The following is a 22,986-nucleotide window of genomic DNA, read 5'->3' as shown; positions in this document are numbered from 1 at the left end:
GAAAAAACCACTCTAGACTGAAACCTCGTTCAATCACTTGAGGCAAGCACGATGAAAATTCTGTTGATCGGCGCAGGCGGCACCATCGGTTCGGCCGTGGACAAAGAGCTGTCGCAGCGTCATGAAGTCATTCGCATCGGTCGCAGCAGCGGCGATTTCCAGGTGGATATCAGCGACAGCGCATCGATCCGCAAACTGTTCGAACAGACCGGCAAGTTCGACGCACTGGTCTGCGCCGCTGGCAACGTAACCTTCGCCCCGCTGGGTGAGATGACCGAGGACAGCTTCGCCCTCGGCCTGAAAGACAAGTTGATGGGCCAGGTCAATCTGCTGCTGATCGGCCGCGAATTCGCCAACGACGGCGCATCGTTCACCTTCACCACCGGCGTGCTCAGCCACGATCCGATCCGCAGCGGCGCGTCGGCTGCACTGGTCAACGGCGCGCTGGACAGCTTCGTGCGTGCCGCTGCCATCGAACTGCCACGCGGTCTGCGCGTGAACTCGATCAGTCCGACCGTGCTGGTGGAAGCCATGGGCAGCTACGCCCCGTACTTCCGTGGCTACAAGCCAGTTCCTGCGGCGGATGTGGCATTGGCCTACGCCAAAAGTGTCGAAGGCTTGCAGACAGGTCAGACATTTCACGTGGGCTAAACCCTTGTGATGAACGGTCAGCCTGCGTAACGTGGCGGCACTTGTCTGGAGAGCCGAAGATGCGTGTTGCCCGTTCCCTGATCGTTGTTGCCCTGCTCCCGTTGTTTGCCGCGTGCCAGTTGTTCGATGGCGCCCGGGAAAGTGCCTCCCACGTCGGCCAGACGCGGATGCAGGGGCAACTGACCGCTGCCGACGGCAAACTGGTGTTCCAGGCCTGCGGCGAGCAGCGCCAGTACGTGGTCAATGACATTGGCGGCACCAGCGTCCTGCAAGAGGCCGCCACCCTGGCCGATCAACAGGGCAAGCTGTTCGCCGACGTGCGCGGAAAGATCGCCGGCGACCGCCTCGACCTGACCCAGCTCTACCGCGTCGAACGCTCCGGTACTGCCTGTGACGACCCCAACTTCAAACAGCTGATCCTGCGCGCCGCCGGCCATGGCCCGGAATGGAACGTAAAAGTCAGCGGCAAGGGCCTGGTCATCGACCGCGAAGGCCAGCCACCGCTCGCCGTGCCTTACGTCGAAGAACAACTGGGCGATGGCCGCTTCAACCTCAGCAGCGAAGCCAACAACCAGCGCATCGAATTGTGGGTGGCGCCGCAGCGCTGCGTCGACAGCAGCACCGGCAGCGTGCAGCACATGAGCGCCGAGTTGCGTATCGACGGCAAGGTGCAGCGTGGTTGCGGGTATTTCGGCGGTTCGCGTAACGACTGATCGTTTTACCCTCACGGGATCCGGCCGATGCGGCTTATAATCGCCGCCTTCAAACGCCCTGGCGCAGTTGTGCGCCCCGCGAACCGGATCCTGTCATGTTACGAATCACCGAACTCAAGCTGCCGATCGACCATCCCGACGAAGACCTGCGCGCTGCCATCGTGCAACGCCTGGGCATTGCCAGCGATGACCTGCTCGATTTCACCTTGTTCAAGCGCAGCTACGATGCGCGCAAAAAGTCCTCCGAACTGTGCTTCATCTACACCATCGACCTCGAAGTACGCGACGAGGCCAAGGTGCTGGGCAAGTTCGCCGACGACCGTAACGTCAACGTGGCGCCGGATGTCAGCTACAAATTCGTCGGCCAGGCGCCGAGCGACCTGAGCCAGCGCCCGATCGTGGTCGGTTTCGGTCCGTGCGGGATCTTCGCCGGCCTGTTGCTCGCGCAAATGGGCTTCAAGCCGATCATCCTCGAGCGCGGCACCGAAGTGCGCCAGCGCACCAAGGACACCTGGGGCCTGTGGCGCAAAAGCGTGCTCAACCCAGAGTCCAACGTGCAGTTCGGCGAAGGCGGCGCGGGCACGTTCTCCGACGGCAAGCTGTACAGCCAGATCAAGGACCCGAAATTCCTCGGCCGCAAGGTGCTGCACGAGTTCGTCAAGGCCGGCGCGCCGGAAGAAATTCTTTACGTCAGCAAGCCGCACATCGGTACATTCCGTCTGACCGGCATGGTCGAGACCATGCGTGAAGAGATCCGCGCACTGGGCGGTGAAGTACGCTTCCAGGAGCGCGTCACCGACGTGCTGATCGAAGACGGCCAATTGGTCGGCGTCGAGCTGGCCAGCGGCGAAACCCTGCATTCGAAACACGTGGTCCTGGCCCTCGGCCACAGTGCCCGTGACACCTTCCGCATGCTGCACAGCCGTGGCGTCTTCATGGAAGCCAAGCCGTTCTCGGTGGGTTTCCGCATCGAGCACCCGCAATCGCTGATCGACCGTGCACGCCTCGGCAAGTACGCCGGTCACCCCAAGTTGGGAGCCGCCGACTACAAACTGGTGCACCACGCCAAGAACGGCCGTTCGGTCTACAGCTTCTGCATGTGCCCGGGCGGCACCGTGGTCGCCGCGACCTCCGAGCCGAACCGCGTGGTCACCAACGGCATGAGCCAGTACTCGCGTAACGAGCGCAATGCCAACTCCGGGATCGTCGTCGGCATCACCCCGGAAGTCGATTATCCGGGCGGTCCGCTGGCCGGGATCGAGTTGCAGGAACGTCTGGAGTCTCACGCCTTCATCCTCGGCGGAAGCGACTACAAGGCGCCGGCGCAACTGGTCGGCGACTTCATCAACGACATTCCTTCGACCGAACTGGGCGAAGTCGAACCGTCGTACAAACCGGGTGTAGCGTTGGGCGATCTGGCTCTGGCCTTGCCGGATTTCGCCATTGACGCGATCCGCGAAGCACTGCCGGCGTTCGAGAAGCAGATTCGCGGTTATTCGCTGCACGATGCGGTGCTGACCGGGATCGAGACCCGCACGTCATCACCGCTGCGTATCACGCGTAACGAGACGCTGCAGAGCATGAACGTCAAAGGTCTGTTCCCGGCCGGTGAAGGCGCGGGTTATGCGGGCGGGATTCTGTCGGCGGGTGTTGACGGGATTCGGATTGCTGAAGCGGTGGCGCGTGACATCCTCGGCCTGAAAGACTGATCTGCACGACCTGAAACAATACAAAAACCTGTGGGAGCTGGCTTGCCAGCGATGACGGACTCAGATTCACAATTAATGTTGACTGACACTCCGTTATCGCTGGCAAGCCAGCTCCCACATTGGTTACCGGTGACTCAGATATTTGCGCGTAACACTGAAGTAGGCAGTGCTTCGCCACGCTCGGCACTCGCTGCCACAGCCGCCATCAATCCCTCCAGCTCATAGCCCTGCGCCTTGAGCCACGCCTGATCGTAATACGTATCCGCATAGCGCTCGCCGCCATCGCACAGGATCGCCACGATCGAACCCGACTCCCCCGCCGCTTTCATCTGCTGCGCCGCCATCAGCGCGCCGATCAGGTTGGTCCCGCTCGACCCGCCCACATGCCGGCCCAGACGCTGCGCCAGGTAATGCATGGCCGCCAGCGACAAGGCATCCGGCACCTTGACCATCGCGTCGATCACCTTCGGCAGGAACGACGCTTCTACCCGTGGCCGGCCGATCCCTTCGATCCGCGAACCGTGATCCAGACGCAGGCTGGCATCGCCGGTCTGGTAAAAGTCGAAGAACACCGAACGCTCGGCATCGGCGCACAGCACGCGGGTGCAGTGCTGGCGGTAACGCACGTATCGACCGAGGGTCGCCGTGGTGCCGCCGGTGCCGGGGCTGGAAATCAGCCAGGCCGGGCACGGGTGCTGCTCGTAACGCATCTGCTGGAAGATCGACTCGGCAATGTTGTTGTTCGCCCGCCAGTCGGTGGCGCGCTCGGCGTAGGTGAACTGGTCGATGAAGTGGCCGTCGTGCTCGCGGGCCAGGCGTTCGGATTCGGCGTAGATCTGCGTCGGATCATCCACCAGGTGACTCTGGCCACCGTAAAAGGCGATCTGCGCGATCTTTTCCTTGGACGTGGTCGCCGGCATCACCGCAATGAACGGCAGGCCGAGCATCCGCGCGAAGTACGCTTCGGAAATCGCCGTCGATCCGCTGGACGCCTCGATCACCGGCGCGCCGGGTTTGAGCCAACCGTTACACAACGCGTAGAGAAACAGCGACCGGGCCAGCCGATGCTTGAGGCTGCCGGTCGGGTGGCTGGACTCATCCTTGAAGTACAACTCGATGCCCGGAAAACCCGGCAGCGGCAAGGGGATCAGGTGGGTGTCGGCGCTGCGCTGGAAGTCCGCTTCGATGATCCGGATGGCTTCGCGGGCCCACTGTCGGTTGTCGCTCATGGCTGTCGTTCTCGTTGAATCGGGCAGAAGTGCCTTCACAGGCTCAGCCCCCAAGCTTAGGAAAAAACCTACAGCACCGACAGATACAGCTGAGCTTCAATCCCTTGGGTAACTGCTAGGCTCTGCTGCACATCGTCCTGACGCTCTGTAACCACATATAACAAAAAAGAATATAACTTTTGTTTTAACAACTAACGGTACGGGTTAGGGTGTGCCACCTTTTGACTTTATCGATGGAGAGCGACCTTGCCTCTGCGTAGCACTTTCACGCGTTTCTTTCAGTTGGAAGCTGCCAGCGGTCTGTTACTGATCGCCGCGGCCATCCTGGCTCTAATCATCAACAACTCGCCGCTGTCGTGGTTGTACAGCGGCCTGCTCGACACCCCGGTGGTGGCGCAGATCGGCGCGTTGAAAATCGCCAAGCCTCTGCTGCTGTGGATCAACGACGGCCTGATGGCGCTGTTCTTCCTGCTGATCGGCCTGGAAGTGAAGCGCGAAGTGCTCGACGGTCAGCTGTCGAAACCGTCGCAGATCGTCCTGCCCGGCGCGGCGGCTATCGGTGGCATGCTGGTGCCGGCGCTGATCTACTGGTTCCTCAATCGCGACAACCCGCCGGCCCTCGACGGCTGGGCGATTCCGACCGCCACCGACATTGCCTTCGCCCTCGGCGTGCTGGCCTTGCTCGGCAAGCGGGTGCCGGTCTCGTTGAAACTGTTTCTGATGACCCTGGCGATCATTGATGACCTTGGCGCCATCGTGATCATTGCGATCTTCTACTCCGGCGAACTCTCGACGCTGTCGCTGGGCCTCGCCGCGGCGTGCATCGCGGCGCTCGTTGCGATGAACCGGCTCGGCGTGGTCAAGCTCGGGCCGTACATGATCATCGGCCTGATTCTGTGGGTCTGCGTACTCAAGAGCGGTGTCCATGCGACGCTGGCCGGCGTGACCCTGGCGTTCTGCATCCCGCTGCGCACCAGGAATGCCGAGCCTTCGCCGCTGCTGACCCTGGAACACGCGCTGCATCCGTGGGTTGCCTACGGCATCCTGCCGCTGTTCGCCTTCGCCAACGCCGGCCTGTCGCTGACCGGCGTAACCGCCGAAAGCTTCACCCACCACGTCCCGATGGGCATCGCCGTCGGCCTGCTGCTGGGCAAAACCATCGGCGTGTTCGGCCTTACGTGGCTCGCCGTGAAAATCGGCATCGCCGCCCTGCCCCAAGGCGCCAACTGGGGTCAAGTGCTGGGCGTGGCGATCCTTTGCGGGATCGGTTTCACCATGAGCCTGTTTGTCGGCTCCCTCGCCTTCGTGCCGGGCGCCAGTGAATACGCCGGGATGGACCGGATGGGCATTCTCACAGGTTCGGTGTTTGCGGCATTGATCGGTTATGCGGTGACGTTGGCGGCGAGCAGAAAGAACACCGCGCTGCCTTCCTGATATTCCAGGATCGCCGTAGCGAACAATCCACACGTCTTCAGAGACGCGTCCTACAGCCACGATTGTCCTGCTTCGTTAACGTCGTGCAGCCTCTTGCGAGAGGCTGCCGATGCATGAACGAAAGGACAATCAGTGGCGGGTCAAAAGGACATTCCCCGGGTTCCCAACCCACCGGCAGGCGACGGGCATCACGTTACCTACCGCTATATGACGGCCACCGAACTGGCCGATCAGCAAGAACGACAAGACAAGTACGACGCCATGCTGGCGAGACAGGATGCTTTCGAGCGCGGCCGTGAGATGGCGGCGAACAAGCCTGAGCCGGTGCGCGCGGGCTGCGTATTTGCCAAGTCCTGCAAGTTGCCGGACGCGATCATCGATTACTCGAATCCTTCGGGGATGGTGCCGACTGACAGCCTGAAGGATTACGGCGAGCTGATTTTGCTCGGTGGCCGTGAGGCCGGTGACAGCGGTGGGGTTGAGCTCAAGAAAATCAGCGGCACTGCCATTCCCGCGGGGCTGGGCACTTTCGCCCTTGCCGGTGAGGCGTTCAAGGCATTGCCCGCGCTGGCCTCTGCTGCCGTCATCAGCCCGTTGCTCGGGCTGGTGGCGATGTTCATGCCCTCGAACCTGGGCGACAGCGCGCTCTATACCGAAGACCAGTTGCTCGCCCTCAAACAGGCCCGAACCCGTGTGCGCTTGCGCGTTGAACAGCAGGCCGATGGCAGCCTCAAGGGCTATGGCTTCTACACCGGCAAGAATCGCGATTGGGAGATGGTTGATGTCGTGAAGTTTGCTGCACGTGGTAGCCGGTTTGTTGCAGACCTTGGCGAAGGCGTTGAGCTGGTCTGGACGCCTGCCGTGGACGGCTCCGATATCCTCGGTATTCCGGCACTAGAGGCTGCTCCGCAGGCGCCGCATATCTGGGTGTATCCGCCGACGAAAGCGGCGGACGGGATTCTGGTTAATCCGGTTTATCCGCCGGAGTATCGGGATTTCATATTGGTGTTTCCGGCGGAGTCTGGGGTTAAGCCGCTTTACATCGTTCTGAGTACAACTGACCACAAATACTATGAGGCTCCGAAGGGGTTAACTGCATTCCCTGATGCAAAAAGAGCAAATCGAAAGACTCCCGTAAAAGGTGGCGGTTCTCTCAGGAAAAGATGGAAAACTCCAAAAGGACTGATATTCGAATGGGACTCTCAACATGGAACGGTTGAAATGTATGACAAAAGAGGGAGCCACTTGGGCGAATATGACCCGATAACAGGCGAGCAGACAAAACCTGCAGACAAAACCAGGAACGTTGAACCATGAATTACGTCATCGAAGCCTTTGATAAAAAAACAGAGTTGCTCGCATTTGAGGAACAATTGCCTGAAGGATGCGATGAGAAGATCGCTGCCATTATGGGATGGACAACAGAACAGCAAGGTTGGGAAGGCTATGATCTGGCAAGTGATCAGCTCGCAGCCTTGGAGAAACTGTTGGGAAAGAAGGTTTATGATCCCGCCTATCTCTTTCAGTTGAGCTGCAACACCTATTAAGCAGTACTGAGCCAATGCAGTCTTTAAAAACAAAACCCCGACCAGTCACCTGATCGGGGTTTTGTTTTACCGCTCGTTCGCGATTAGTGCGAAACGCGGCTGGTTCCGCCAACAGTCGAAATCCGAACCCGCTCACCTACGCGGAACACTTCATTCTCCTGAACCTGCTGCACGTAGGCGCGCATGCTGCCGTCGTCTTCGCGCACGGTGATTTCGACACCTTGAGTACGGGTCAGGCCTTCTTCAGTGGCCGAACCGATCAGGCCGCCGGCCACGGCACCGATAACGGCTGCAACGATGCTGCCACGGCCGCCGCCGATGGCGCTGCCGCCGACACCGCCAACCACTGCACCGGCAGCACCACCGATCGGGGTTTTGGTGCCTTCGATTTTCACCGGACGCAGGGATTCGATGGTGCCCATGCGAATCGTCTGCACGCGACGCGCTTCGTCACGGGAGTAGGAGTCACCGGTCAGGCTCGACTGGCAGCCGGTCAGCAACATCGCCATCGTGGAAAAGGAAGCAACCAGCAGAACAGACTTACGCATAGCATCAACTCCAAAGGACAGGTATTCATTAAACTCCGCAGCTTGACGCCTGTCACGGCGTCGCCCGGATAAAGTTGCTTTCATTCAGGCCCGGTACAGGCACCCGCGAACTCACCCAACAGTAGCGCCAAAATCCGTTTCCTGCGCCGCCGACCCAAGGATTTCCATGGATTACTTCATCATTGTCGTCACCACCGCCGCCGGCCTGTACTTACACTGGTGGCTGTATGTGCGGATCAAACGCTGGATGGATCGCGACCTGGCCTTGTCACTGGCCGGCAAGGATGAAGGCAAACGCGCCTTCATGCTCGAACGGCTGAAGCAGGCTCAGGCGCAGAAGATCAAGCGCCGGGACCTGCCGAAGTGGCTCGAGGCCGCTGCGGCAGGCTATCCCGCTCGGTAGACTGCTTACGGTGCCAGACGTTCAAGAATCCAGTCCGCGCCCTGCACACGGTAGTTGAGGCGATCGTGCAGACGGCTTGCGCGGCCCTGCCAGAATTCGATGCGTTCAGGGAGCAAGCGGTAGCCACCCCAGTGCTCCGGGCAGTCGGGCTGGGTGTCGGTGAAGCGCTGTTCCGTGGCCTTGAGCAAATCTTCCAGTTCACCCCGGCCGTTGATCACGCGGCTTTGCGGTGATGCCCAAGCGCCGAGTCGGCTGCCCAGCGGTCGCACCTGATAGTAAGCGTCGGACTCTTCAGGCGAGACCTTCACCACCCGTCCTTCGATTCGCACCTGGCGCTCCAGGGTCGGCCAGAAGAACGTCATGGCCGCGAACGGGTTCACCGCCAGATGCTGGCCCTTGGCGCTTTCGTAGTTGGTGAAGAAGGTGAAGCCCTGCTCGTCCAGCCCCTTGAGCAACAGAATGCGGCAATGCGGACGACCGGCTGCATCCACCGTGGCCAAGGTCATGGCATTGGCTTCCACTGGCGCCTGTTCGGTTTTCACCGCTTCGGCAAACCACTGGCGAAACAGCGCAAAGGGCTCGGCCGGGGCTTGCGCCTCGGTCAGTCCGTCCCGGGTGTAATCACGACGCATATCTGCCAGAGACTGGGTCACGGCGCATTCCTTTTCGTTAGCGGATCACTTTTTGGTGGTATCGGTCGCCGCGACTTTCTTGTCGGTTGCAGCGGCTTTGGCCGGCGCGGTCTTTTTCGCCGGAGCCTTGGCCGGGGCCTTTTTCGCTGGAGCCTTGGCAGCAGTTTTCTTGGCCGGAGCCTTTTTGGTGGCCGGTACAGCGGCTTTCTTCGCAGCTGGCGCCGGGGTCACCGGTTTGGCAGCTGGCTTGACGTCCTGGGCTGCGACCATGGTCACGGGCTTGGGTGCAGGCATGTTGTACTTGCTCAGCAGCGCAACCATGGTGTTCTGCGGGGTCACCAGCAATTCGACACGGCGGTTCAGGGCACGGCCTTCAACGCTGTCGTTGGCGGCACGCGGCGCTTCGGAACCCATGCCGCGCAGCATCAGGCGATCACGCTGCAGGCCGCTGAGACGAAAGATCGCCGCCACGGCCTGGGCGCGTTCCTGGCTCAGCTTGACGTTGGCCGGAGCGGCACCGGTAGTGTCACTGTGACCGAGCACCAGTACGGCGGTTTTCGGATCGGCTTCGAGGATTTTCGCCACGCGGGTGAACGGGCCGAGGGTCACCGGCAGCAGCATCGCCGGGCGATCCGGGTTGAACGAGCCTTCCACCGGCGCCGTCACGACCAGCACGTTTTCACGGCGTTCGAGTTGCAGATTGCTGTCCTTTACTGCTTCGCGCAGACGTGGTTCGTAGTCATCCAGCCAGGCCTGAGTCACTTTCGGATCGGGCATCGGCACGACTTTGGCCGTGTCCTGTTCCTTGCCGCCAAACGGCCACCACCATTTGCCGCCCTTGTCGGCTTCAGCCTTGGCGACTTCGACCGGCTTGGCTTCGGGTTTGGCTTCAGCTTTCACTTCAGGCTTGGCCGCCGAGTCATCGGAGCCAAACGGCCAATACCACGGACTGCTGCTCTCAGCCTTGGCCACAGGCGCGGTGGCCGCCGGTTTCAATGGGGCTGGCGCCGGAGCCGGTTCCTTGGCTGCGACTTTGTCGGAAGAACCGAACGGCCACCAGCTGCCGCCATCGGCGTCGTTCTTCGGAGTCTGTGCACAACCGGTGATTGCGAAACACAGGGCCAGGGCGAGAGTTTGTTTGGACGACATTGGAAACCCACAAAAAGAAGTAGTGAACAATCAGAGGACTTTCGCCCGGATAAACAGACGCTTTGAAACGAAAAACGCCATGAGGTTCCGGCCCTGGAACCTCGGGCCACGCTTTACAGACAAGTGGCAAGTACCCGCGCCAGCTTCTGCGCGCGCGGATCCATCAAGACGTATGGCCCCAGGGTATTTGTCACAAATCCGAAGGCAACATCGTGCTCCGGATCAGCAAAACCGATGGAACCACCTGCACCCGGATGGCCGAATGCACGCGGGCCGAGGCCGTAAGTAGCGTTCGACACGTCGGGTTGATCGAGCATGCAACCGAGACCGAAACGAGTGCGGGTCAGCAAGGTCTTGTCCTCGCCGAGGCTGTGCTCGCGGGTCAGTTCGTCGAGCATTTCGCTTTCCAGCAGGCTGCCGTCGAGCAGACCGGCGTAGAACCCGGCCAGACTGCGCGCATTGCCGTGGCCGTTGGCCGCCGGTTGCTGCATCCGGCGCCATTCCGGTTTGTTGGTGCTGGTGAGCACCGACGGCGGATTGGTGAAGGCCCGGGTGGTCATGGCCGTCGGCTCGCGCATGGTCACCTGCAACAGGCGTTGGGCGGCGGCGTCGCCGGTGTTGCCCTTGCCCCGGGCGATGTGCGCCACGCGATGGAATTCTTCGTCGGCCAGACCGACATGGAAATCCAGCCCCAGCGGTTTGGCGACCCGCGCCACAATCGATTCCCCCGGCCCGCGACCGTCGGCGCGCCGCAGCAACTCACCGATCAGCCAGCCGTAGGTGATCGCGGCATAGCCGTGACCAGTGCCCGGCGTCCACCACGGGGCTTCGGCCGCGAGGGCGTCGACCATGGTTTGCCAGTCGTACAGGGCTTCAGGCGCCAGCAACTCGCGCAGGGCCGGCAGGCCGGCCTGATGGCAAAGCAGTTGGCGCAGGGTGACGGATTCCTTGCCGGCGGCGGCGAACTCCGGCCAGTAACGGGCGACCGGCGCATCGAGCTGCAACTTGCCTTCGGCGACCAGTTGCAGCGCGGTGACGGCGGTGAAGGTCTTGGTGCAGGAGAACAGGTTGGCGATGGTGTCGCTGTGCCAGGCCTCGGCGCCGTCCTTGTCGGCGGTACCGGACCAGAGGTCGAGGACGGTTTCGCCGCCGACCCGGATGCACAACGCGGCGCCGCGTTCCTGGGGATCGTCGAACAGTGCGGCAAAGGCTTCGCGCACCGCTTCGAATTGAAGCTCGTAATGTCCCTGAATCTGCACCCGCAACTCCCCCGCGAAAACGCTCTACAAAGTGGCCCGCATTGTTCCAGCCCGTGAGGGTTTTGGGAACCGCTGCGGGCCGGGCGGTCTTCAGCTTTCGTAACGATCAGTGACCGTTGCCCGAATGCCCGCCGGTATGGCCAGCCCCCTGCCCCGGGCCTTTGCCGGCGTCTGCCTTGCGGCCGCCTTCGGCTTCGTGGCCGGCCTTGTCGGCTGCGGCGGCCGCTTTCTGCGCCTCTTTGTTCAACTGATCGACGGTCGCCAGATTGCTCTTGCGCACAGTCTCGACAAAACCCTGGAATGGCAGATCGGTGACACCGACCAGGCCGAAGTGACCATTCTCGCCATCGAGCAAGCGACCGGTCACCGGTTGATCCAGATACTGGAACCAGTGCACGCCGACAATCGACGGCTCGCTCAGCGCTTGTTTAAGAAAATTGGCGTAGGCCGGGCCGCGGTCTTCTTCCTTGCTCAACGTGGTCACGCCGCCCCAGAACGGGCCACGGTCGGTGGAGCCGAAGTTGAATTCGGTGATCAGCACCGGTTTGTCGAGGTTGCGCAACGCGGCGAAGTCATAACCGTCCTGCGGTTGCAGGGTGTACATGTTGAAGCTCAGCACGTCGCAATACTGGGCGCAGGACGCCACGGCTTCCGGGGTGCTGGTGGCGAAACGGCCGCCGAGCAGCAACTGGTTCGGCGCGTGCCATTTCAGCGAGTCGGAAATGGTCTTGAAGTAGGTGTCGGCGAAGACCTTCTGGAAATATTTGAAGTCAGCCTCGATTTCCGGATGCTCCGGATTCGGCAGCGGGGCCTCGAACCCAGGATCCTCCATCAATTCCCACGCCGGCAGATCGATCCCCCAGGCCTTCGACAGTCCCGCCTGATTGCGGTACTTGTCGCGCAACTGCTTGAGGAACGCACGTTTGGCCGGAACGTCGGTGGTCATTTTCAAGGTGCCGTAGGCCAGCGCGTAACGGGATTTCGGATCATCACCGGGGCCGGCCCAGGCCAGCTCGTTGTCGGCGAAGTAGCCGATCAGCCACGGATCATCGCGATGATCGCGGGCAGCAATCGCCACGGCGCGTTCGGTGGCCATGGCGAAACGTGGATCGAACGGGTCAGGCATGCCGCCCCACCAGTCGGTGCCGGTGCTGATGCTGGTGTAATCGCCGACGATCGACAACGGCAAGGTGTACGGCATGCGCTCGGCGTCACCGAGGACAGGCGCGCTCCAGTTACCGACCGTGTTGAAGCCCCAGGCTTGCAGACGATCAAGGGTGTGGCTGGCCCACTTTTGCTGGTCGACCGTGTTTTTGCATGGCGTCGCAACGCTTTGCCCGCTGGTGGCTGCCGACTCGGCAACGCCGGCTTTCGGCTGTTCGGAGGCAGCTACCGGTGCACTGGCGTTGGTCGCGGCTTCTTCTGCGGCCCCGGCCTTGGCGGCTTCGGCGACCCCGGCCTTGTTGCCGCTGTCCGGGGTGCACGGCTCGCCATACAGACGTTGAAGGTTGGCGCCGTAAAAGTCGTACCAGCGCCCGAAATTGTAACCACGGCCCTGATCGACACCGTTGCCGCCACGGTTGTCACCTTCGCCGAAGTGGCTGGCCAGCGGCTCTTCAGGCTTTGGCAGGGATTCGAACATGTATTCGCGACCGGCCACGTAGGTCTGGTTGACCTCCGGGCTGACGGTGTTCACGCCCAAGGAATAAAAAGGATGGCCCTCGGGTGTCACCAGATACCAGCGGCCGTCACGTTTTTCGGTGCGGAAGAAACCGCTGGCCTTGAACGCCGGGCCTTTGCTCCAGCCACCGAACTTGTCCAGCGACGACTTTTCGCGCTCGGCCAACCAGGTGTTCAGTTGTTGCTGTTCTTTGGCGGCAGCGGATTTCAGTTGTTCGTCATTGGCGACCTTCTCCGGCCATTTGCCGCGGGTCGACTGGCCATAGGCATCCACCAGATTGCCGTAGGCGGATTTGATCACCTCGCCTTCGTCCTGCACGCCAAAACGCTCAAGCAACAGACTTTGCGCGGCTTTCGGCTGGTCCATCGACAGGCTGACCGACACCACCTGGCTGCGATCCAGCTCACCGCTGCTGCTCGCCAGCAGGATGCGCTGGCCGTCGATCGTCATCGGCATCACCGGCCCGGCCTTCATGCCCTGGCTCAGAGGCGAGGTCGCGGTCAATGGCACCAGCAAGGTCTGCGCCGGGCCGGCCGGCAAATCGACGCGGCTGACCAGGGTCTTGCCGTCGTTGCTCTGGATTTGTACGTAGACGGTCACCGCCCAGTTCATCGCACTCTGGATGCGCAGGCTCATCATGCCGGACTGCGACCAGTCCCAGGCACCCGTCTGCGGGGACAGACGCAAGGTCGGGCGGGTCGTCGGATTGAACGTCACCCGGCGCAGCACTTCGCCTTCTGGGGTCTGCTCGGCGTTGGCTTGCGGCAGGTCGGCGTTTTCGGTCGCGACCTTCACCACGTCGGCGGGGCGGACAAAGTTGAACAGGGTCTGCTGGCCGGCAGGTGCCGCCAGCAAGGGGCCAGCGAAAACCAGGGCAAAAAAGGCAGGCAACGAACGACGAATCATGAGAACGGATTTCTCCCTAACGACCCACGAGGGCCAATGGAAAAGCGATAGCAGAGAGATAGACAGCGCGGCGGGCAAAACTGCCCACCGATGTCTCAGGATATTTCACGACGGAAAGGAGGCAACGCATTGAGGATCGCCTTGCCGTAGCGCTGGGTGACCAGCCGCCGATCCAGCAAGGTGATGGTGCCGCGGTCTTCTTCGGTGCGCAGCAGTCGGCCGCAGGCCTGGACCAGCTTCAGCGAGGCATCGGGCACCGAGATTTCCATGAACGGATTGCCGCCCCGGGCTTCGATCCATTCCGACAGTGCAGCTTCGACCGGATCGTCCGGCACCGAGAACGGGATCTTGGCGATCACTACGTGCTCGCAGTAGGCGCCCGGCAAGTCCACGCCTTCGGCAAAACTGGCGAGGCCGAACAGCACGCTGGAATCGCCGCCATCGACCCGCGCCTTGTGCTTGTTCAGGGTTTCCTGTTTCGACAGGTTGCCTTGAATGAACACTTGCTTGCGCCAGTCGCGGTCGAGGCCGTCGAACACGTCCTGCATCTGTTTGCGCGACGAGAACAGCACCAGACTGCCGCGCGAGCCTTCGACCAGTTCCGGCAGATCACGGATGATCGCGGCGGTGTGGGCGGCGGCATCCCGTGGGTCGGCCTTCAGGTCCGGCACCCGCAACACACCGGCATCGGCATGATGGAACGGGCTCGGCACCACGGCAGTGACGGCTTTTTTCGGCAGGCCGGCGCGCATGCGGAAACGGTCGAACGTACCGAGTGCGGTCAACGTCGCCGAAGTCACCAGACAGCCGTAGGCCACGTTCCACAAGCTGCGGCGCAGGGTTTCGGCGGCGAGGATCGGGCTGGCGTTGACCTCGATGTCGAACAGCGAACCGCTTTCCGCCAGGGTCAGCCAGCGGGCCATCGGCGGGTTGTCTTCCGGGTCTTCGGCGGTGAATGCGGTCCACAGCTCCCAGTTGCCGGAGGCGCGGGACAACAGGCTGCCGAACAGTGGATACCATTCTTCGGCCTGATTGCTGGCGATGCCGATGTTGACCTCGCCATCCATGCCTTCCTTGAGCAAATCGGTCAGGCGGGTGAACAGGTCGTTGAGGCGGGAGAAGCCTTTTTTCAGCTCGATGCCCATCTCGCGCATGTGCTCGGGAATCACCCCACCGATGAAGCGATGACGCGGACGCTCGCGGCCTTCGACGTCTTCACCGGGTTTGAAATCGGCGATCTGTTCGCAAGCGGTGAACATGAACTGCTGCTGGGTCTTGATCTCCCGCGCCAGCTCCGGCACCTGCTCGATCAGCTTGCCGAGGTCACCCGGGAGCGGGTGCTGGGCCAGCAGTTTAGTGAGGTTCTTGGCGGTGGTTTCCAGCCAGTCGGCGGTGGAACGCAGGCGCGTGTAATGGGCGAAGTGGCCGATGGCCTTGTCCGGCAGGTGGTGGCCTTCGTCGAACACATAAATGGTGTCGCGCGGATCCGGCAGAACCGCCCCGCCGCCCAGTGCCAGGTCGGCCAGCACCATGTCGTGGTTGGTGACGATCACGTCGACCTTGCCCATGCCTTCGCGGGCCTTGTAGAAGGCGCACTGGCCGAAGTTCGGGCAATGACGGTTGGTGCATTGGCTGTGATCGGTGGTCAGGCGCGCCCAGTCGGCATCTTCCAGCGCGTTGGGCCAGCTGTCGCGGTCGCCGTCCCATTTATTGCCGGCGAGCTTCTCGATCATGCTGGTGAACAGCTTCTGGCTGGCCTCATCAACCTCGATCTTGAAGCCTTCTTCTTCGAACAACTGGGCAGTGGCGGTCTGCGCGTGACCTTCCTGCAACAGCATGTCGAGCTTGGACAGGCACATGTAGCGCCCACGGCCCTTGGCCAGCGCGAAGCTGAAGTTCAGCCCGCTGTTGCGCATCAGGTCGGGCAAGTCCTTGTAGACGATCTGCTCTTGCAGGGCGACCGTCGCGGTGGCGATCACCAGACGTTTGCCGGCCAGTTTGGCCGTCGGGATCGCCGCCAGGCTGTAGGCCACGGTCTTGCCGGTACCGGTGCCGGCTTCCACCGCGACAATCGCGGGGTCGCCACTGCGCCGGCCTTCGTCGTCGGTGTCGATATCCCCGAGGACCTTGGCGACTTCAGCGATCATCAGACGCTGGCCGTAACGCGGCTTGAGGCTCTTGGCCTCTAGAAAACGCGAATAGGCGCCCTGGATCGTGGTTTTGAGTTCAGTGCTGATCATTGAGTGTCGGGCGCAAAAAACGCTGGATAAATTTTCAGTGGTTCGGATGGGGGGCTATCATACCCCGCGAATCAATCCTGCGCAGATCGGAGTACCCCAATGACACCTTTTAGCCTCGTTTACCCCATCCATGTACTGGCCGCGCTGGTGTGGGTCGGCGGTATGTTTTTCGCCTGGATGGTGCTGCGCCCTGCGGCGATGAAGGCACTGGACGGTCCCGGCCGCCTGACGCTCTGGGTAGAAGTGTTTCAAGGTTTTTTTCGTTGGGTGTGGGGGGCGGTGATTCTGCTGCCGGTCACCGGGGTGGGCATGCTGCATCTGCAACATATCGCTTTCGATAACGCGCCGCGTTATGTGCAGGTGATGATGGGCTTGTATGTGGTGATGGCCGCGCTGTTCATCCGGATTCAGGCATTGATGCTGCCCGAATTGCGCACGGCGGTGCAGGCGAAAGACTGGCCGGCGGGTGCCGCGGTACTGGGGCGGATTCGCAAGGTGGTGGGGTTCAATCTGCTGGTCGGGGTAGTGCTGGTGGCGGTGGCTGCTGCGCGCCCCTCGTTCTGACAAGCGCGATTTACCTGATCGTTCCCACGCTCTGCGTGGGAACGATCAAACAATCGGTTACAGGCGCTGTACGGTGACAGCCCCCGCCGCACCCGCAGGCCCGGGCTGCCCGTCGGCCCCCGGCTTGCCGCTCTTGCCACCATCGGCGCGATAGACCAGGCAACCCTTGGACTTGCCACCCGCCCCCGGCTTGCCGCCAGGACCGGCCGGGCCACCGGCACCGCCGGCGACTTCAACCTTGATCAGCTCGGCCGGAAACTCGCGCGGCACTTCAAGACGTACCAGCGCACCCGGTGCGCCCGGCTGACCATCGCTGCCGTTGCTGCCATCAAAACCGTGTCCCGCCTGACCCCAGGTGCAGCCCGGTTCCTGACCGTTAGCTCCATCAAGACCGACAAACCCCGGCGCCCCCGTGCCGCCACGGGCATCGACCACCAGTTTCGGCGCATTCAACACCTTGAATTGCAGGTTCAGATTGCGCCCGGCGCGGGCGGCTTTTTCGTACGTCCCCGGTGCACCACGGGCAGTGATCTGGCTACCTTCGGCAAGTTGGGCGCGGATGACTTTCATATCCAGCGCCTGCTCGCTCGGCACGATGGCGATGCGCGCTTCGTGGCCCAGCTGCAATTCGCCGACACTCAGCTCGGTCACGTTCGAAGGAATCAGCAAAGTGCCGTAATCGGCGACCACCAGTTTTTCCAGCTGCAAAGTGCTGGCGGTGTTCGGCAGACGCATCAGGGAATTGGTTTCGACGCTGACCACCTGGGCGCAGGCCAGGGGACTGATGAATGCAGCGAGCACGCAGAGTTTACGCATGGGAAGCCTCCGGAGCGGCCGGGGCCGGGATGGTTTGCAGGTGGAAAACGCCGAACAACAGGATGCGGCCACGATCGCGCCACGGGTGCGGACGGCCCTTGAGGCTGCGGTTGCACAGCAGCACTTCGAGCACATGGATCGCCAGCAGCAGACCGCCGGCCAGATTGACCAGCAGGTGCAGCGGATGAACAAACGGCACCAGCTGATTGGCCAGCACCACGCAGCAGAACAGCAGGGTCAACAATCGCCCCAGCCCACAGAACACCTTCATACGCTCCCCCGTGTTGCGAATTATTCTTTGGGCGCACAGTAACGGCTTCTGCAGGGGATAAGCCAGAGGGGAAAATGAAAAAAACCGGACCGCCGCCGGACGGCTGCCGGTTCGACGACGTTCATCGACCGACAGCTCTAGCCTGCGGACTACAGACGCATCCTAACGATTGATGTGCAGTTCCACCCGACGGTTCTGCGCACGCCCTTCGTCCGTATTGTTATCGGCGACCGGTTCACTTTCGCCGCGCCCTTCACTGGTGAGTTTGTTCGGCGCCAGGCCCTGACTCAGCAAATACTCCGCCACGCTGCTGGCGCGACGTTCCGAAAGCGCCTGGTTGTAGGCGTCCGAACCCTTGCTGTCGGTGTGGCCAATGACCTTGATGCTCACCACGTCGGCATTGCGCAGTTTGTCCATCAACGTGTCCAGCTGACTTTTTGCGGCCGGTTTCAAATCGGACTTGTCGAAGTCGAACAGCACGTTGCCGGCATCGTTGAGGGTGATGACTTCGGTTTGCGGGGCCGGTTCGGCGGGTTTCTCGGTGACCGGGTATTGCGGCAACGGACAGCCACGGTGGTCGACCGGGGTATTGGCCGGGGTATCGGGGCAACGGTCGCGGCGATCGAACACGCCGTCGTCGTCTTCATCGCCATCCTGGGCATAGCAGATCAATCCGCCGGTGAGGATCCCCAGCGCAGCGCCACCGCCGGCCCAGCCGCCACTTTCGAGCGCGCCGAGACCGCCGCCGACCAGTCCGCCAATAAGGCTGCAGATCGGCCAGGTACGTTGATTGAGGGGAGCGGTGCCATCGCTGTGGGTGGCGCAACCGGTCAACAGGCTGCCCAGCAGCAGAACCGGCAAGACGGACCTTGTAAGAACACTCATCGTTAAAGCTCCTGTGTCACCGGCCCATACCGGTTACACAGGAGTAAAGACCCGCATCCGCGACTGCACAAGCCGCGGATGCGAGGGGGCTAGCGGTTGATTTTGATTTCGGTACGACGGTTCAGCGCGCGACCGTCCGCAGTTTTGTTGTCTGCCACCGGCTGGCTTTCACCGGCACCGGTCACCGACACGAAGCTGCTTTGCGGTACGCCGCTCTCAACCAGGTACTTGACCACCGAGTGCGCGCGGCGATCCGACAGTTTCTGGTTGTAGGCATCGCTGCCGACGCTGTCGGTGTGGCCGGTCACGGTCAGTTGTGCCGTGCTGGATTCCTGTTTCAGGCGCGAAGCGACTTTATCCAGGACCAGTTTGTCGGCCGGGGTCAGCGTGGCTTTGTCGAACTGGAAGTGAACATCGCGGATGACAATGGTTTCTTCCTTGACCACTACAGCTTCTTCGACCACTGGCGCAGGGGCTGGTGGAGGGCAGCCGTCAGCATCGACCTGTACGCCTTTAGGCGTGCCCGGGCACTTGTCGCGACTGTCCGGCACACCATCGCCGTCTTCATCGCCATCACCGTGAACCCAGCAATAGGCCGCTGCCGTACCGCCGACAAGTAACGCGCCATACCCCGCCCATGCGGAGCTTTCGGTCGCACCGAGGCCCGCACCGACGACACCGCCGACTGCCGCACAGGTCGGCCAGTCGGTTTTCTGCAAACCTGCACAACCAGTCAACACACTGGTTAGCAGAACCAAGGGTAATGCTGTCCGAACTATGCTCATCTAGTTTTCTCCTGAGGGATCGGCTTAGAACCGATTCAGGGAGTAAAGACCGGAGTTTTAATCTCCGCCAGCAATAGGCCATTGCTGTTTGTGCGCCTGTTCACGGGACTTCGACGAATTTGCCGCAAACCCGCAGAACAGAGATCTAGGCCTTGGCGTCCGGGCAGGCTAGTCTTGGCGCTCTGATTGAGGAGCTTCGATGAACGTCGCCATTTCTTCCCGCACGCCGCAGCAGGCATTGGCCGCCCTGCTCGACCGCTACGCCCCGGCACGTCTGCTGCTGATCGGCGCCAGCGAGTTCCCGGCGCTGGCTGCCTTTAAGGAAGCGCACCCGGACACCTGCGTCGCACACGCCGCGCCCGGTGCATTGCCGGCAGAACTGGCGGCCCGCCGTTTCGACCTGGCGCTGGTGGTCGATTGCCTGGAACACTTGCCCAAGCGCGACGGCCTGAATCTGTTGGGCGGGATCCGCAACCTCAACGCCAGCCGCATCGCTGTGCTGGCGGATCTGCCGGCCAGCGGCTGGCAGGAAACCGATTTTTATTCCCTGGCCCTTCAGGCCAGCGAACGCTTCGCCCGGGATGAACAGGTGCTGACCCTGTTCACCTACGATCTGCTTGACTACAAACAAGTCCCCGACTGGCTCAACTCGCGGTTCTGGGCCAATCCGGAAAACTTCGGGAAATACTGGTGGTAATGCAATGAGTACAGCCATTTGCCCTTGCGGCAGCGGCAACCTGCTGGATGCCTGCTGCGGTCACTATCACGCCGGCCACCCGGCCCCGTGCGCCGAAGCCCTGATGCGTTCGCGCTACAGCGCCTATGTGCTGGGCCTGATCGATTATCTGGTGGCGACCACCCTGCCCGCCCAGCAAGCGGGGCTGGATCGCCAGTCGATCAGCGACTGGAGTGCCCGGAGCACCTGGCTCGGCCTGGACGTGGAAAGTTCGGAAGTACTCGGCGGCCAGCCGGAACACGCGTTCGTCACTTTCACCGCGCGCTGGCATGACGGTCAGGGCGAGCACAGCCACCGCGAGCGCTCGTCATTCGTGCAGAACACCGGGCGCTGGTACTTCATCGACCCGACCGTGCAACTGAAGCTGGGACGCAACGACGCCTGCCCGTGCGCCAGCGGCCAGAAGTTCAAGAAATGCTGCGCGGGGTATTTCGGCAGCTGAAGCTAGACTGGGCAGCAAAGGGAGTTAAACCATGCTCGGTCATTGGCGCACATTGAAGGTCTTCTCACTGCTCATGTTTCTGGGGATCAGCCTCTCGGGGCTCGGCGGCTGTACGTCATGGTTCAGCGACGACGCCCGCGACCCCGCCGTGCACCTGGTGAAAGTCGAAGTGGTGCGCGCCAAGTTGCTGGAACAGAAATTCATCCTGCACTTTCGCATCGACAACCCTAACGACAGCGACCTGACCGTGCGCGGCCTGGAATACCGCATACACCTGGCCGACATGCTGCTGGCCGAAGGCGAGCACGAACACTGGATCACGGTGAGCCCCAAAAGCAGCGCGTTTTACAAGGTGCCGATCCGTACCAACCTGTGGCCGAAGGTGAAAGAGGTGGTGAAAATGCTGAAAAACCCGCACCAGCAGATTCCCTACCGACTGGAGGGCGAGATGGAAACCGGTTTATTCATCGCTCACTACGTGCACCTGGCGCGCAATGGCGTGATAATCCCCGCCGATTTGATTACGGAGTGACCCCGATGACCCAGCAACCTCATGTCCATGGCCCGGACTGCAACCACGATCATGACCATCACCACCATGATCACGACCATGGCCATGTCCACGGCCCGAACTGCGGCCACGCTCACCAGGAACCGGTGCGCAACGCCCTGAAAGACGTTGGCCGCAACGACCCTTGCCCCTGCGGCAACGGCAAGAAATTCAAGAAGTGCCACGGCGCTTGATGTTTCGGGCGAAGACCTACTTCGCCTGACACACCGCCATCGCGAGCAAGCTCGCTCCCACAAGGGATCGCGCTCCATCAGGAGCAACTCGGTTGAATGTGGGAGCTGGCTTGCCAGCGATGAAGCCGGGGCATTCCCCGATCAGTATCAGGCTGCCCCGAGAATCCCGGCACTGCTGACCACCGTCGCATACTCCCCGTGCAGATTCCCCAGCGACATCCCGTGCACCTCTTGCGCCGAACGCAACGTACCGAAATAGTCGGCCTTGTCGAAGGTAAAGCACGCATCCTCCGCCACCCACGCATCAAACCCCAGATTGCCTGCCGTGCGTGCCGTGGACTCCACGGAGTTGTTCGTCGCCACGCCGACAATGATCAACTGCCCGATCTCCGCCTCACGCAACTTCGCCTCAAGCCCCGTCGCACAAAACGCATCCGGCACCTGTTTCTGGATCAGCCATTCGCCGTCCTGCGGCAAAAACCTGTCCTGAAATTCCACCCCTTCCTGCTCGGGCCAGAACACCGAATCCGGCGAGCGCGACAAATGCTGCACGTGGATCACCGGCCGCCCGCTGCGCCGCCAGAAGCCCAGCAAATCGAGAATCCGCGCCTCGGCCGACGGATTGTTCCGCCGCCCCAGACGCGGCTGCAGAATGCCTTTTTGCTGATCGATGATGATCAGTGCAGCGTTGGCCTTGAGCTCCATGGCGATTTTTCTCACGCGGGTCATTGAATTTCCCGTACTTGAGCATCACCTCCTGTGACTAAGCAAGCTATCGAACGCACACAGGACAACCTGAAGCCGGCGTTTGCTGTCCGCACGTAAGCCATTTTCCTGATTTGGAGCTTTCCATGATCGACCTGTATTACTGGACCACGCCCAACGGCCACAAGATTTCCCTGTTCCTCGAAGAAGCGGGCCTGCGCTACGACGTGCACCCGATCAATATCAGCCAGGGCGAGCAGTTCCAGCCGCACTTTCTGAAAATCGCCCCGAACAACCGCATTCCGGCGATCGTCGATCATGAGCCGGCCGATGGCGGCGAGCCGTTGTCGCTGTTCGAGTCTGGGGCGATCCTGCTGTACCTCGCGGAAAAGACCGGCAAGTTCCTGCCCAAGGACCTGCGTGGCCGCCAGGTGGCGCTGCAATGGCTGTTCTGGCAAATGGGCGGGCTGGGGCCGATGGCCGGGCAGAACCATCATTTCAGCCAGTTCGCCCCGGAAAAAATCCCCTACGCGGTCAAGCGCTACATCGATGAAACCGCGCGCCTGTACGGGGTGCTGGACAAGCAACTGGCCAACAACGAGTTCGTCGCCGGCAGCGAATACAGCATCGCCGACATGGCGATCTACCCGTGGATCGTCTCGCACAAGTGGCAGAGCCAGAACCTGGAAGACTTCCCGAACGTGCAGCGCTGGTTCAACCACATCAAGGATCGCCCGGCGACCGTGAAGGCCTACGCGCTGGTGCAGAAGATCAATCCGCCGAAGTCCTGACCTGCCTTGATCGTTTCCATGCAGACGCGTCGAGCTGTCCGCGTGGGAACGATCTGCATGAGCGGGAAGAAATAACCGCTCGCCCCGCTTGCGCGGCCCCCTCCTGCTCACTAACGTAGCGGCTTTATTGCGCCCCCAGCCTCTAC

Annotated in this window: 25 protein-coding genes; 13 read left to right on the top strand and 12 right to left on the bottom strand. The window is 61.7% G+C overall.

The genetic code is table 11. The features are described 5' to 3' along the window. Positions 1-51: 51 nt before the first annotated feature. The 3 genes from IHQ43_RS06565 (at position 52) to IHQ43_RS06555 (ending at position 3,073) form a co-directional block, all read left to right on the top strand. On the top strand, positions 52-651 hold the full coding sequence (locus IHQ43_RS06565) for a short chain dehydrogenase (protein WP_007959150.1): 600 nt from the start codon (positions 52-54) through the stop codon (positions 649-651). Between the two features lie 59 nt (positions 652-710). Continuing rightward, the gene (locus IHQ43_RS06560) at positions 711-1,364 is read left to right on the top strand and encodes a COG3650 family protein (RefSeq protein ID WP_085748187.1); all 654 of its coding nucleotides are present in this window, start codon (positions 711-713) and stop codon (positions 1,362-1,364) included. A 95-nt stretch (positions 1,365-1,459) separates the two neighbouring features. Next, a complete protein-coding gene (locus IHQ43_RS06555) occupies positions 1,460-3,073 on the top strand; it encodes an NAD(P)/FAD-dependent oxidoreductase (RefSeq protein WP_192563782.1) in 1,614 nt (537 codons plus the stop codon). A gap of 134 nt (positions 3,074-3,207) precedes the next feature. Here the strand turns inward: IHQ43_RS06555 and IHQ43_RS06550 are convergent, their stop codons facing one another. Further along, complete coding sequence (locus IHQ43_RS06550) at positions 3,208-4,302, bottom strand: PLP-dependent cysteine synthase family protein (RefSeq protein ID WP_039771378.1); 1,095 nt, start codon at positions 4,300-4,302, stop codon at positions 3,208-3,210. 246 nt (positions 4,303-4,548) lie between these two features. Between IHQ43_RS06550 and nhaA the strand changes: the two genes are divergently transcribed. The 3 genes from nhaA to IHQ43_RS06535 all read left to right on the top strand — a co-directional run bounded on the left by nhaA (position 4,549) and on the right by IHQ43_RS06535 (position 7,283). Continuing rightward, a complete protein-coding gene (nhaA, locus tag IHQ43_RS06545) occupies positions 4,549-5,736 on the top strand; it encodes a Na+/H+ antiporter NhaA (RefSeq protein ID WP_192563781.1) in 1,188 nt (395 codons plus the stop codon). Between the two features lie 132 nt (positions 5,737-5,868). Continuing rightward, the gene (locus tag IHQ43_RS06540) at positions 5,869-7,053 is read left to right on the top strand and encodes a colicin E3/pyocin S6 family cytotoxin (protein WP_192563780.1); all 1,185 of its coding nucleotides are present in this window, start codon (positions 5,869-5,871) and stop codon (positions 7,051-7,053) included. Continuing rightward, positions 7,050-7,283, top strand: coding sequence for a DUF7683 domain-containing protein (locus IHQ43_RS06535; protein ID WP_192563779.1), 234 nt, complete (start codon positions 7,050-7,052; stop codon positions 7,281-7,283). Before IHQ43_RS06540 ends, IHQ43_RS06535 begins: the two co-directional genes overlap by 4 nt. A gap of 83 nt (positions 7,284-7,366) precedes the next feature. Here IHQ43_RS06535 and IHQ43_RS06530 read toward each other — a convergent pair whose 3' ends face one another. Then, entirely contained in the window at positions 7,367-7,831 is a 465-nt protein-coding gene (locus tag IHQ43_RS06530; RefSeq protein WP_024776354.1) for an outer membrane lipoprotein, read from the bottom strand. A gap of 166 nt (positions 7,832-7,997) precedes the next feature. On the opposite strand from IHQ43_RS06530, the gene IHQ43_RS06525 reads away from it, so the two are divergent. After that, a complete protein-coding gene (locus tag IHQ43_RS06525; RefSeq protein ID WP_192563778.1) occupies positions 7,998-8,234 on the top strand; it encodes a hypothetical protein in 237 nt (78 codons plus the stop codon). Between the two features lie 5 nt (positions 8,235-8,239). Here IHQ43_RS06525 and pdxH read toward each other — a convergent pair whose 3' ends face one another. From pdxH to dinG, 5 genes are all read right to left on the bottom strand, one after another. Next, on the bottom strand, positions 8,240-8,887 hold the full coding sequence (pdxH, locus tag IHQ43_RS06520) for a pyridoxamine 5'-phosphate oxidase (protein WP_192563777.1): 648 nt from the start codon (positions 8,885-8,887) through the stop codon (positions 8,240-8,242). A gap of 24 nt (positions 8,888-8,911) precedes the next feature. Beyond that, positions 8,912-10,015 carry an OmpA family protein gene (locus IHQ43_RS06515; RefSeq protein WP_192563776.1) on the bottom strand — a complete coding sequence of 368 codons (1,104 nt, stop codon included), beginning with the start codon at positions 10,013-10,015 and terminating at the stop codon, positions 8,912-8,914. A 113-nt stretch (positions 10,016-10,128) separates the two neighbouring features. Further along, on the bottom strand, positions 10,129-11,274 hold the full coding sequence (locus tag IHQ43_RS06510) for a serine hydrolase domain-containing protein (RefSeq protein WP_192563775.1): 1,146 nt from the start codon (positions 11,272-11,274) through the stop codon (positions 10,129-10,131). Between the two features lie 106 nt (positions 11,275-11,380). Beyond that, positions 11,381-13,861, bottom strand: coding sequence for a beta-galactosidase (locus IHQ43_RS06505; RefSeq protein WP_192563774.1), 2,481 nt, complete (start codon positions 13,859-13,861; stop codon positions 11,381-11,383). Between the two features lie 95 nt (positions 13,862-13,956). Continuing rightward, entirely contained in the window at positions 13,957-16,101 is a 2,145-nt protein-coding gene (dinG, locus tag IHQ43_RS06500; RefSeq protein WP_085605353.1) for an ATP-dependent DNA helicase DinG, read from the bottom strand. A 99-nt stretch (positions 16,102-16,200) separates the two neighbouring features. On the opposite strand from dinG, the gene IHQ43_RS06495 reads away from it, so the two are divergent. Further along, positions 16,201-16,665, top strand: a complete 465-nt coding sequence (locus IHQ43_RS06495; RefSeq protein WP_192563773.1) for a CopD family protein — start codon at positions 16,201-16,203, stop codon at positions 16,663-16,665. Between the two features lie 57 nt (positions 16,666-16,722). Here IHQ43_RS06495 and IHQ43_RS06490 read toward each other — a convergent pair whose 3' ends face one another. The 4 genes from IHQ43_RS06490 to IHQ43_RS06475 all read right to left on the bottom strand — a co-directional run bounded on the left by IHQ43_RS06490 (position 16,723) and on the right by IHQ43_RS06475 (position 19,422). Beyond that, positions 16,723-17,481 (bottom strand): collagen-like protein, encoded by a 759-nt coding sequence (locus tag IHQ43_RS06490; RefSeq protein WP_192563772.1) that lies wholly within the window; start codon positions 17,479-17,481, stop codon positions 16,723-16,725. Next, positions 17,474-17,752 (bottom strand): DUF1145 domain-containing protein, encoded by a 279-nt coding sequence (locus IHQ43_RS06485; RefSeq protein WP_039771353.1) that lies wholly within the window; start codon positions 17,750-17,752, stop codon positions 17,474-17,476. Before IHQ43_RS06485 ends, IHQ43_RS06490 begins: the two co-directional genes overlap by 8 nt. 162 nt (positions 17,753-17,914) lie before the next feature. After that, a complete protein-coding gene (locus tag IHQ43_RS06480) occupies positions 17,915-18,637 on the bottom strand; it encodes a PA1041 family peptidoglycan-binding anchor lipoprotein (RefSeq protein WP_007952001.1) in 723 nt (240 codons plus the stop codon). Between the two features lie 89 nt (positions 18,638-18,726). Then, complete coding sequence (locus IHQ43_RS06475) at positions 18,727-19,422, bottom strand: PA1041 family peptidoglycan-binding anchor lipoprotein (protein WP_011332779.1); 696 nt, start codon at positions 19,420-19,422, stop codon at positions 18,727-18,729. A gap of 199 nt (positions 19,423-19,621) precedes the next feature. Between IHQ43_RS06475 and IHQ43_RS06470 the strand changes: the two genes are divergently transcribed. From IHQ43_RS06470 to IHQ43_RS06455, 4 genes are read left to right on the top strand one after another with little or no spacing between them, the layout of a single operon-like run. Further along, a complete protein-coding gene (locus tag IHQ43_RS06470; RefSeq protein ID WP_011332778.1) occupies positions 19,622-20,119 on the top strand; it encodes a DUF6231 family protein in 498 nt (165 codons plus the stop codon). A gap of 4 nt (positions 20,120-20,123) precedes the next feature. Beyond that, the gene (locus IHQ43_RS06465) at positions 20,124-20,600 is read left to right on the top strand and encodes a YchJ family protein (protein ID WP_192563771.1); all 477 of its coding nucleotides are present in this window, start codon (positions 20,124-20,126) and stop codon (positions 20,598-20,600) included. 31 nt (positions 20,601-20,631) lie between these two features. Beyond that, positions 20,632-21,132: an LEA/WHy family protein gene (locus tag IHQ43_RS06460; RefSeq protein WP_192563770.1), complete on the top strand. Its 501-nt coding sequence runs from the start codon at positions 20,632-20,634 to the stop codon at positions 21,130-21,132. 5 nt (positions 21,133-21,137) lie between these two features. After that, positions 21,138-21,344, top strand: coding sequence for an SEC-C metal-binding domain-containing protein (locus tag IHQ43_RS06455; RefSeq protein ID WP_007955014.1), 207 nt, complete (start codon positions 21,138-21,140; stop codon positions 21,342-21,344). Between the two features lie 147 nt (positions 21,345-21,491). On the opposite strand, the gene IHQ43_RS06450 is transcribed toward IHQ43_RS06455, so the two are convergent. Further along, positions 21,492-22,049, bottom strand: a complete 558-nt coding sequence (locus IHQ43_RS06450; protein WP_192564959.1) for a cysteine hydrolase family protein — start codon at positions 22,047-22,049, stop codon at positions 21,492-21,494. Between the two features lie 146 nt (positions 22,050-22,195). Here IHQ43_RS06450 and IHQ43_RS06445 point away from each other — a divergent pair, with 146 nt between their 5' ends. Further along, positions 22,196-22,840, top strand: a complete 645-nt coding sequence (locus tag IHQ43_RS06445) for a glutathione binding-like protein (protein ID WP_192563769.1) — start codon at positions 22,196-22,198, stop codon at positions 22,838-22,840. The last annotated feature ends 146 nt before the right edge of the window (positions 22,841-22,986 follow it).

This window comes from Pseudomonas gozinkensis, assembly GCF_014863585.1.
GTDB classification, from domain to species: domain Bacteria; phylum Pseudomonadota; class Gammaproteobacteria; order Pseudomonadales; family Pseudomonadaceae; genus Aquipseudomonas; species Aquipseudomonas gozinkensis.
This window is presented reverse-complemented; position numbering and strand designations above follow the sequence as displayed.

What these genes read in the sequence shown, in the direction of transcription:
- dinG (WP_085605353.1), bottom strand. Translation starts at nt 16,101, where the DNA reads ATGATCAGCACTGAACTCAAAACCACGATCCAGGGCGCCTATTCGCGT.
- IHQ43_RS06445 (WP_192563769.1), top strand. Translation starts at nt 22,196, where the DNA reads ATGATCGACCTGTATTACTGGACCACGCCCAACGGCCACAAGATTTCC.
- IHQ43_RS06530 (WP_024776354.1), bottom strand. Translation starts at nt 7,831, where the DNA reads ATGCGTAAGTCTGTTCTGCTGGTTGCTTCCTTTTCCACGATGGCGATG.
- IHQ43_RS06470 (WP_011332778.1), top strand. Translation starts at nt 19,622, where the DNA reads ATGAACGTCGCCATTTCTTCCCGCACGCCGCAGCAGGCATTGGCCGCC.
- IHQ43_RS06475 (WP_011332779.1), bottom strand. Translation starts at nt 19,422, where the DNA reads ATGAGCATAGTTCGGACAGCATTACCCTTGGTTCTGCTAACCAGTGTG.
- IHQ43_RS06480 (WP_007952001.1), bottom strand. Translation starts at nt 18,637, where the DNA reads ATGAGTGTTCTTACAAGGTCCGTCTTGCCGGTTCTGCTGCTGGGCAGC.
- IHQ43_RS06455 (WP_007955014.1), top strand. Translation starts at nt 21,138, where the DNA reads ATGACCCAGCAACCTCATGTCCATGGCCCGGACTGCAACCACGATCAT.
- IHQ43_RS06535 (WP_192563779.1), top strand. Translation starts at nt 7,050, where the DNA reads ATGAATTACGTCATCGAAGCCTTTGATAAAAAAACAGAGTTGCTCGCA.
- IHQ43_RS06485 (WP_039771353.1), bottom strand. Translation starts at nt 17,752, where the DNA reads ATGAAGGTGTTCTGTGGGCTGGGGCGATTGTTGACCCTGCTGTTCTGC.
- IHQ43_RS06465 (WP_192563771.1), top strand. Translation starts at nt 20,124, where the DNA reads ATGAGTACAGCCATTTGCCCTTGCGGCAGCGGCAACCTGCTGGATGCC.
- IHQ43_RS06560 (WP_085748187.1), top strand. Translation starts at nt 711, where the DNA reads ATGCGTGTTGCCCGTTCCCTGATCGTTGTTGCCCTGCTCCCGTTGTTT.
- IHQ43_RS06565 (WP_007959150.1), top strand. Translation starts at nt 52, where the DNA reads ATGAAAATTCTGTTGATCGGCGCAGGCGGCACCATCGGTTCGGCCGTG.
- IHQ43_RS06450 (WP_192564959.1), bottom strand. Translation starts at nt 22,049, where the DNA reads ATGGAGCTCAAGGCCAACGCTGCACTGATCATCATCGATCAGCAAAAA.
- IHQ43_RS06555 (WP_192563782.1), top strand. Translation starts at nt 1,460, where the DNA reads ATGTTACGAATCACCGAACTCAAGCTGCCGATCGACCATCCCGACGAA.
- IHQ43_RS06525 (WP_192563778.1), top strand. Translation starts at nt 7,998, where the DNA reads ATGGATTACTTCATCATTGTCGTCACCACCGCCGCCGGCCTGTACTTA.
- IHQ43_RS06460 (WP_192563770.1), top strand. Translation starts at nt 20,632, where the DNA reads ATGCTCGGTCATTGGCGCACATTGAAGGTCTTCTCACTGCTCATGTTT.
- IHQ43_RS06495 (WP_192563773.1), top strand. Translation starts at nt 16,201, where the DNA reads ATGACACCTTTTAGCCTCGTTTACCCCATCCATGTACTGGCCGCGCTG.
- IHQ43_RS06505 (WP_192563774.1), bottom strand. Translation starts at nt 13,861, where the DNA reads ATGATTCGTCGTTCGTTGCCTGCCTTTTTTGCCCTGGTTTTCGCTGGC.
- IHQ43_RS06490 (WP_192563772.1), bottom strand. Translation starts at nt 17,481, where the DNA reads ATGCGTAAACTCTGCGTGCTCGCTGCATTCATCAGTCCCCTGGCCTGC.
- IHQ43_RS06515 (WP_192563776.1), bottom strand. Translation starts at nt 10,015, where the DNA reads ATGTCGTCCAAACAAACTCTCGCCCTGGCCCTGTGTTTCGCAATCACC.
- IHQ43_RS06550 (WP_039771378.1), bottom strand. Translation starts at nt 4,302, where the DNA reads ATGAGCGACAACCGACAGTGGGCCCGCGAAGCCATCCGGATCATCGAA.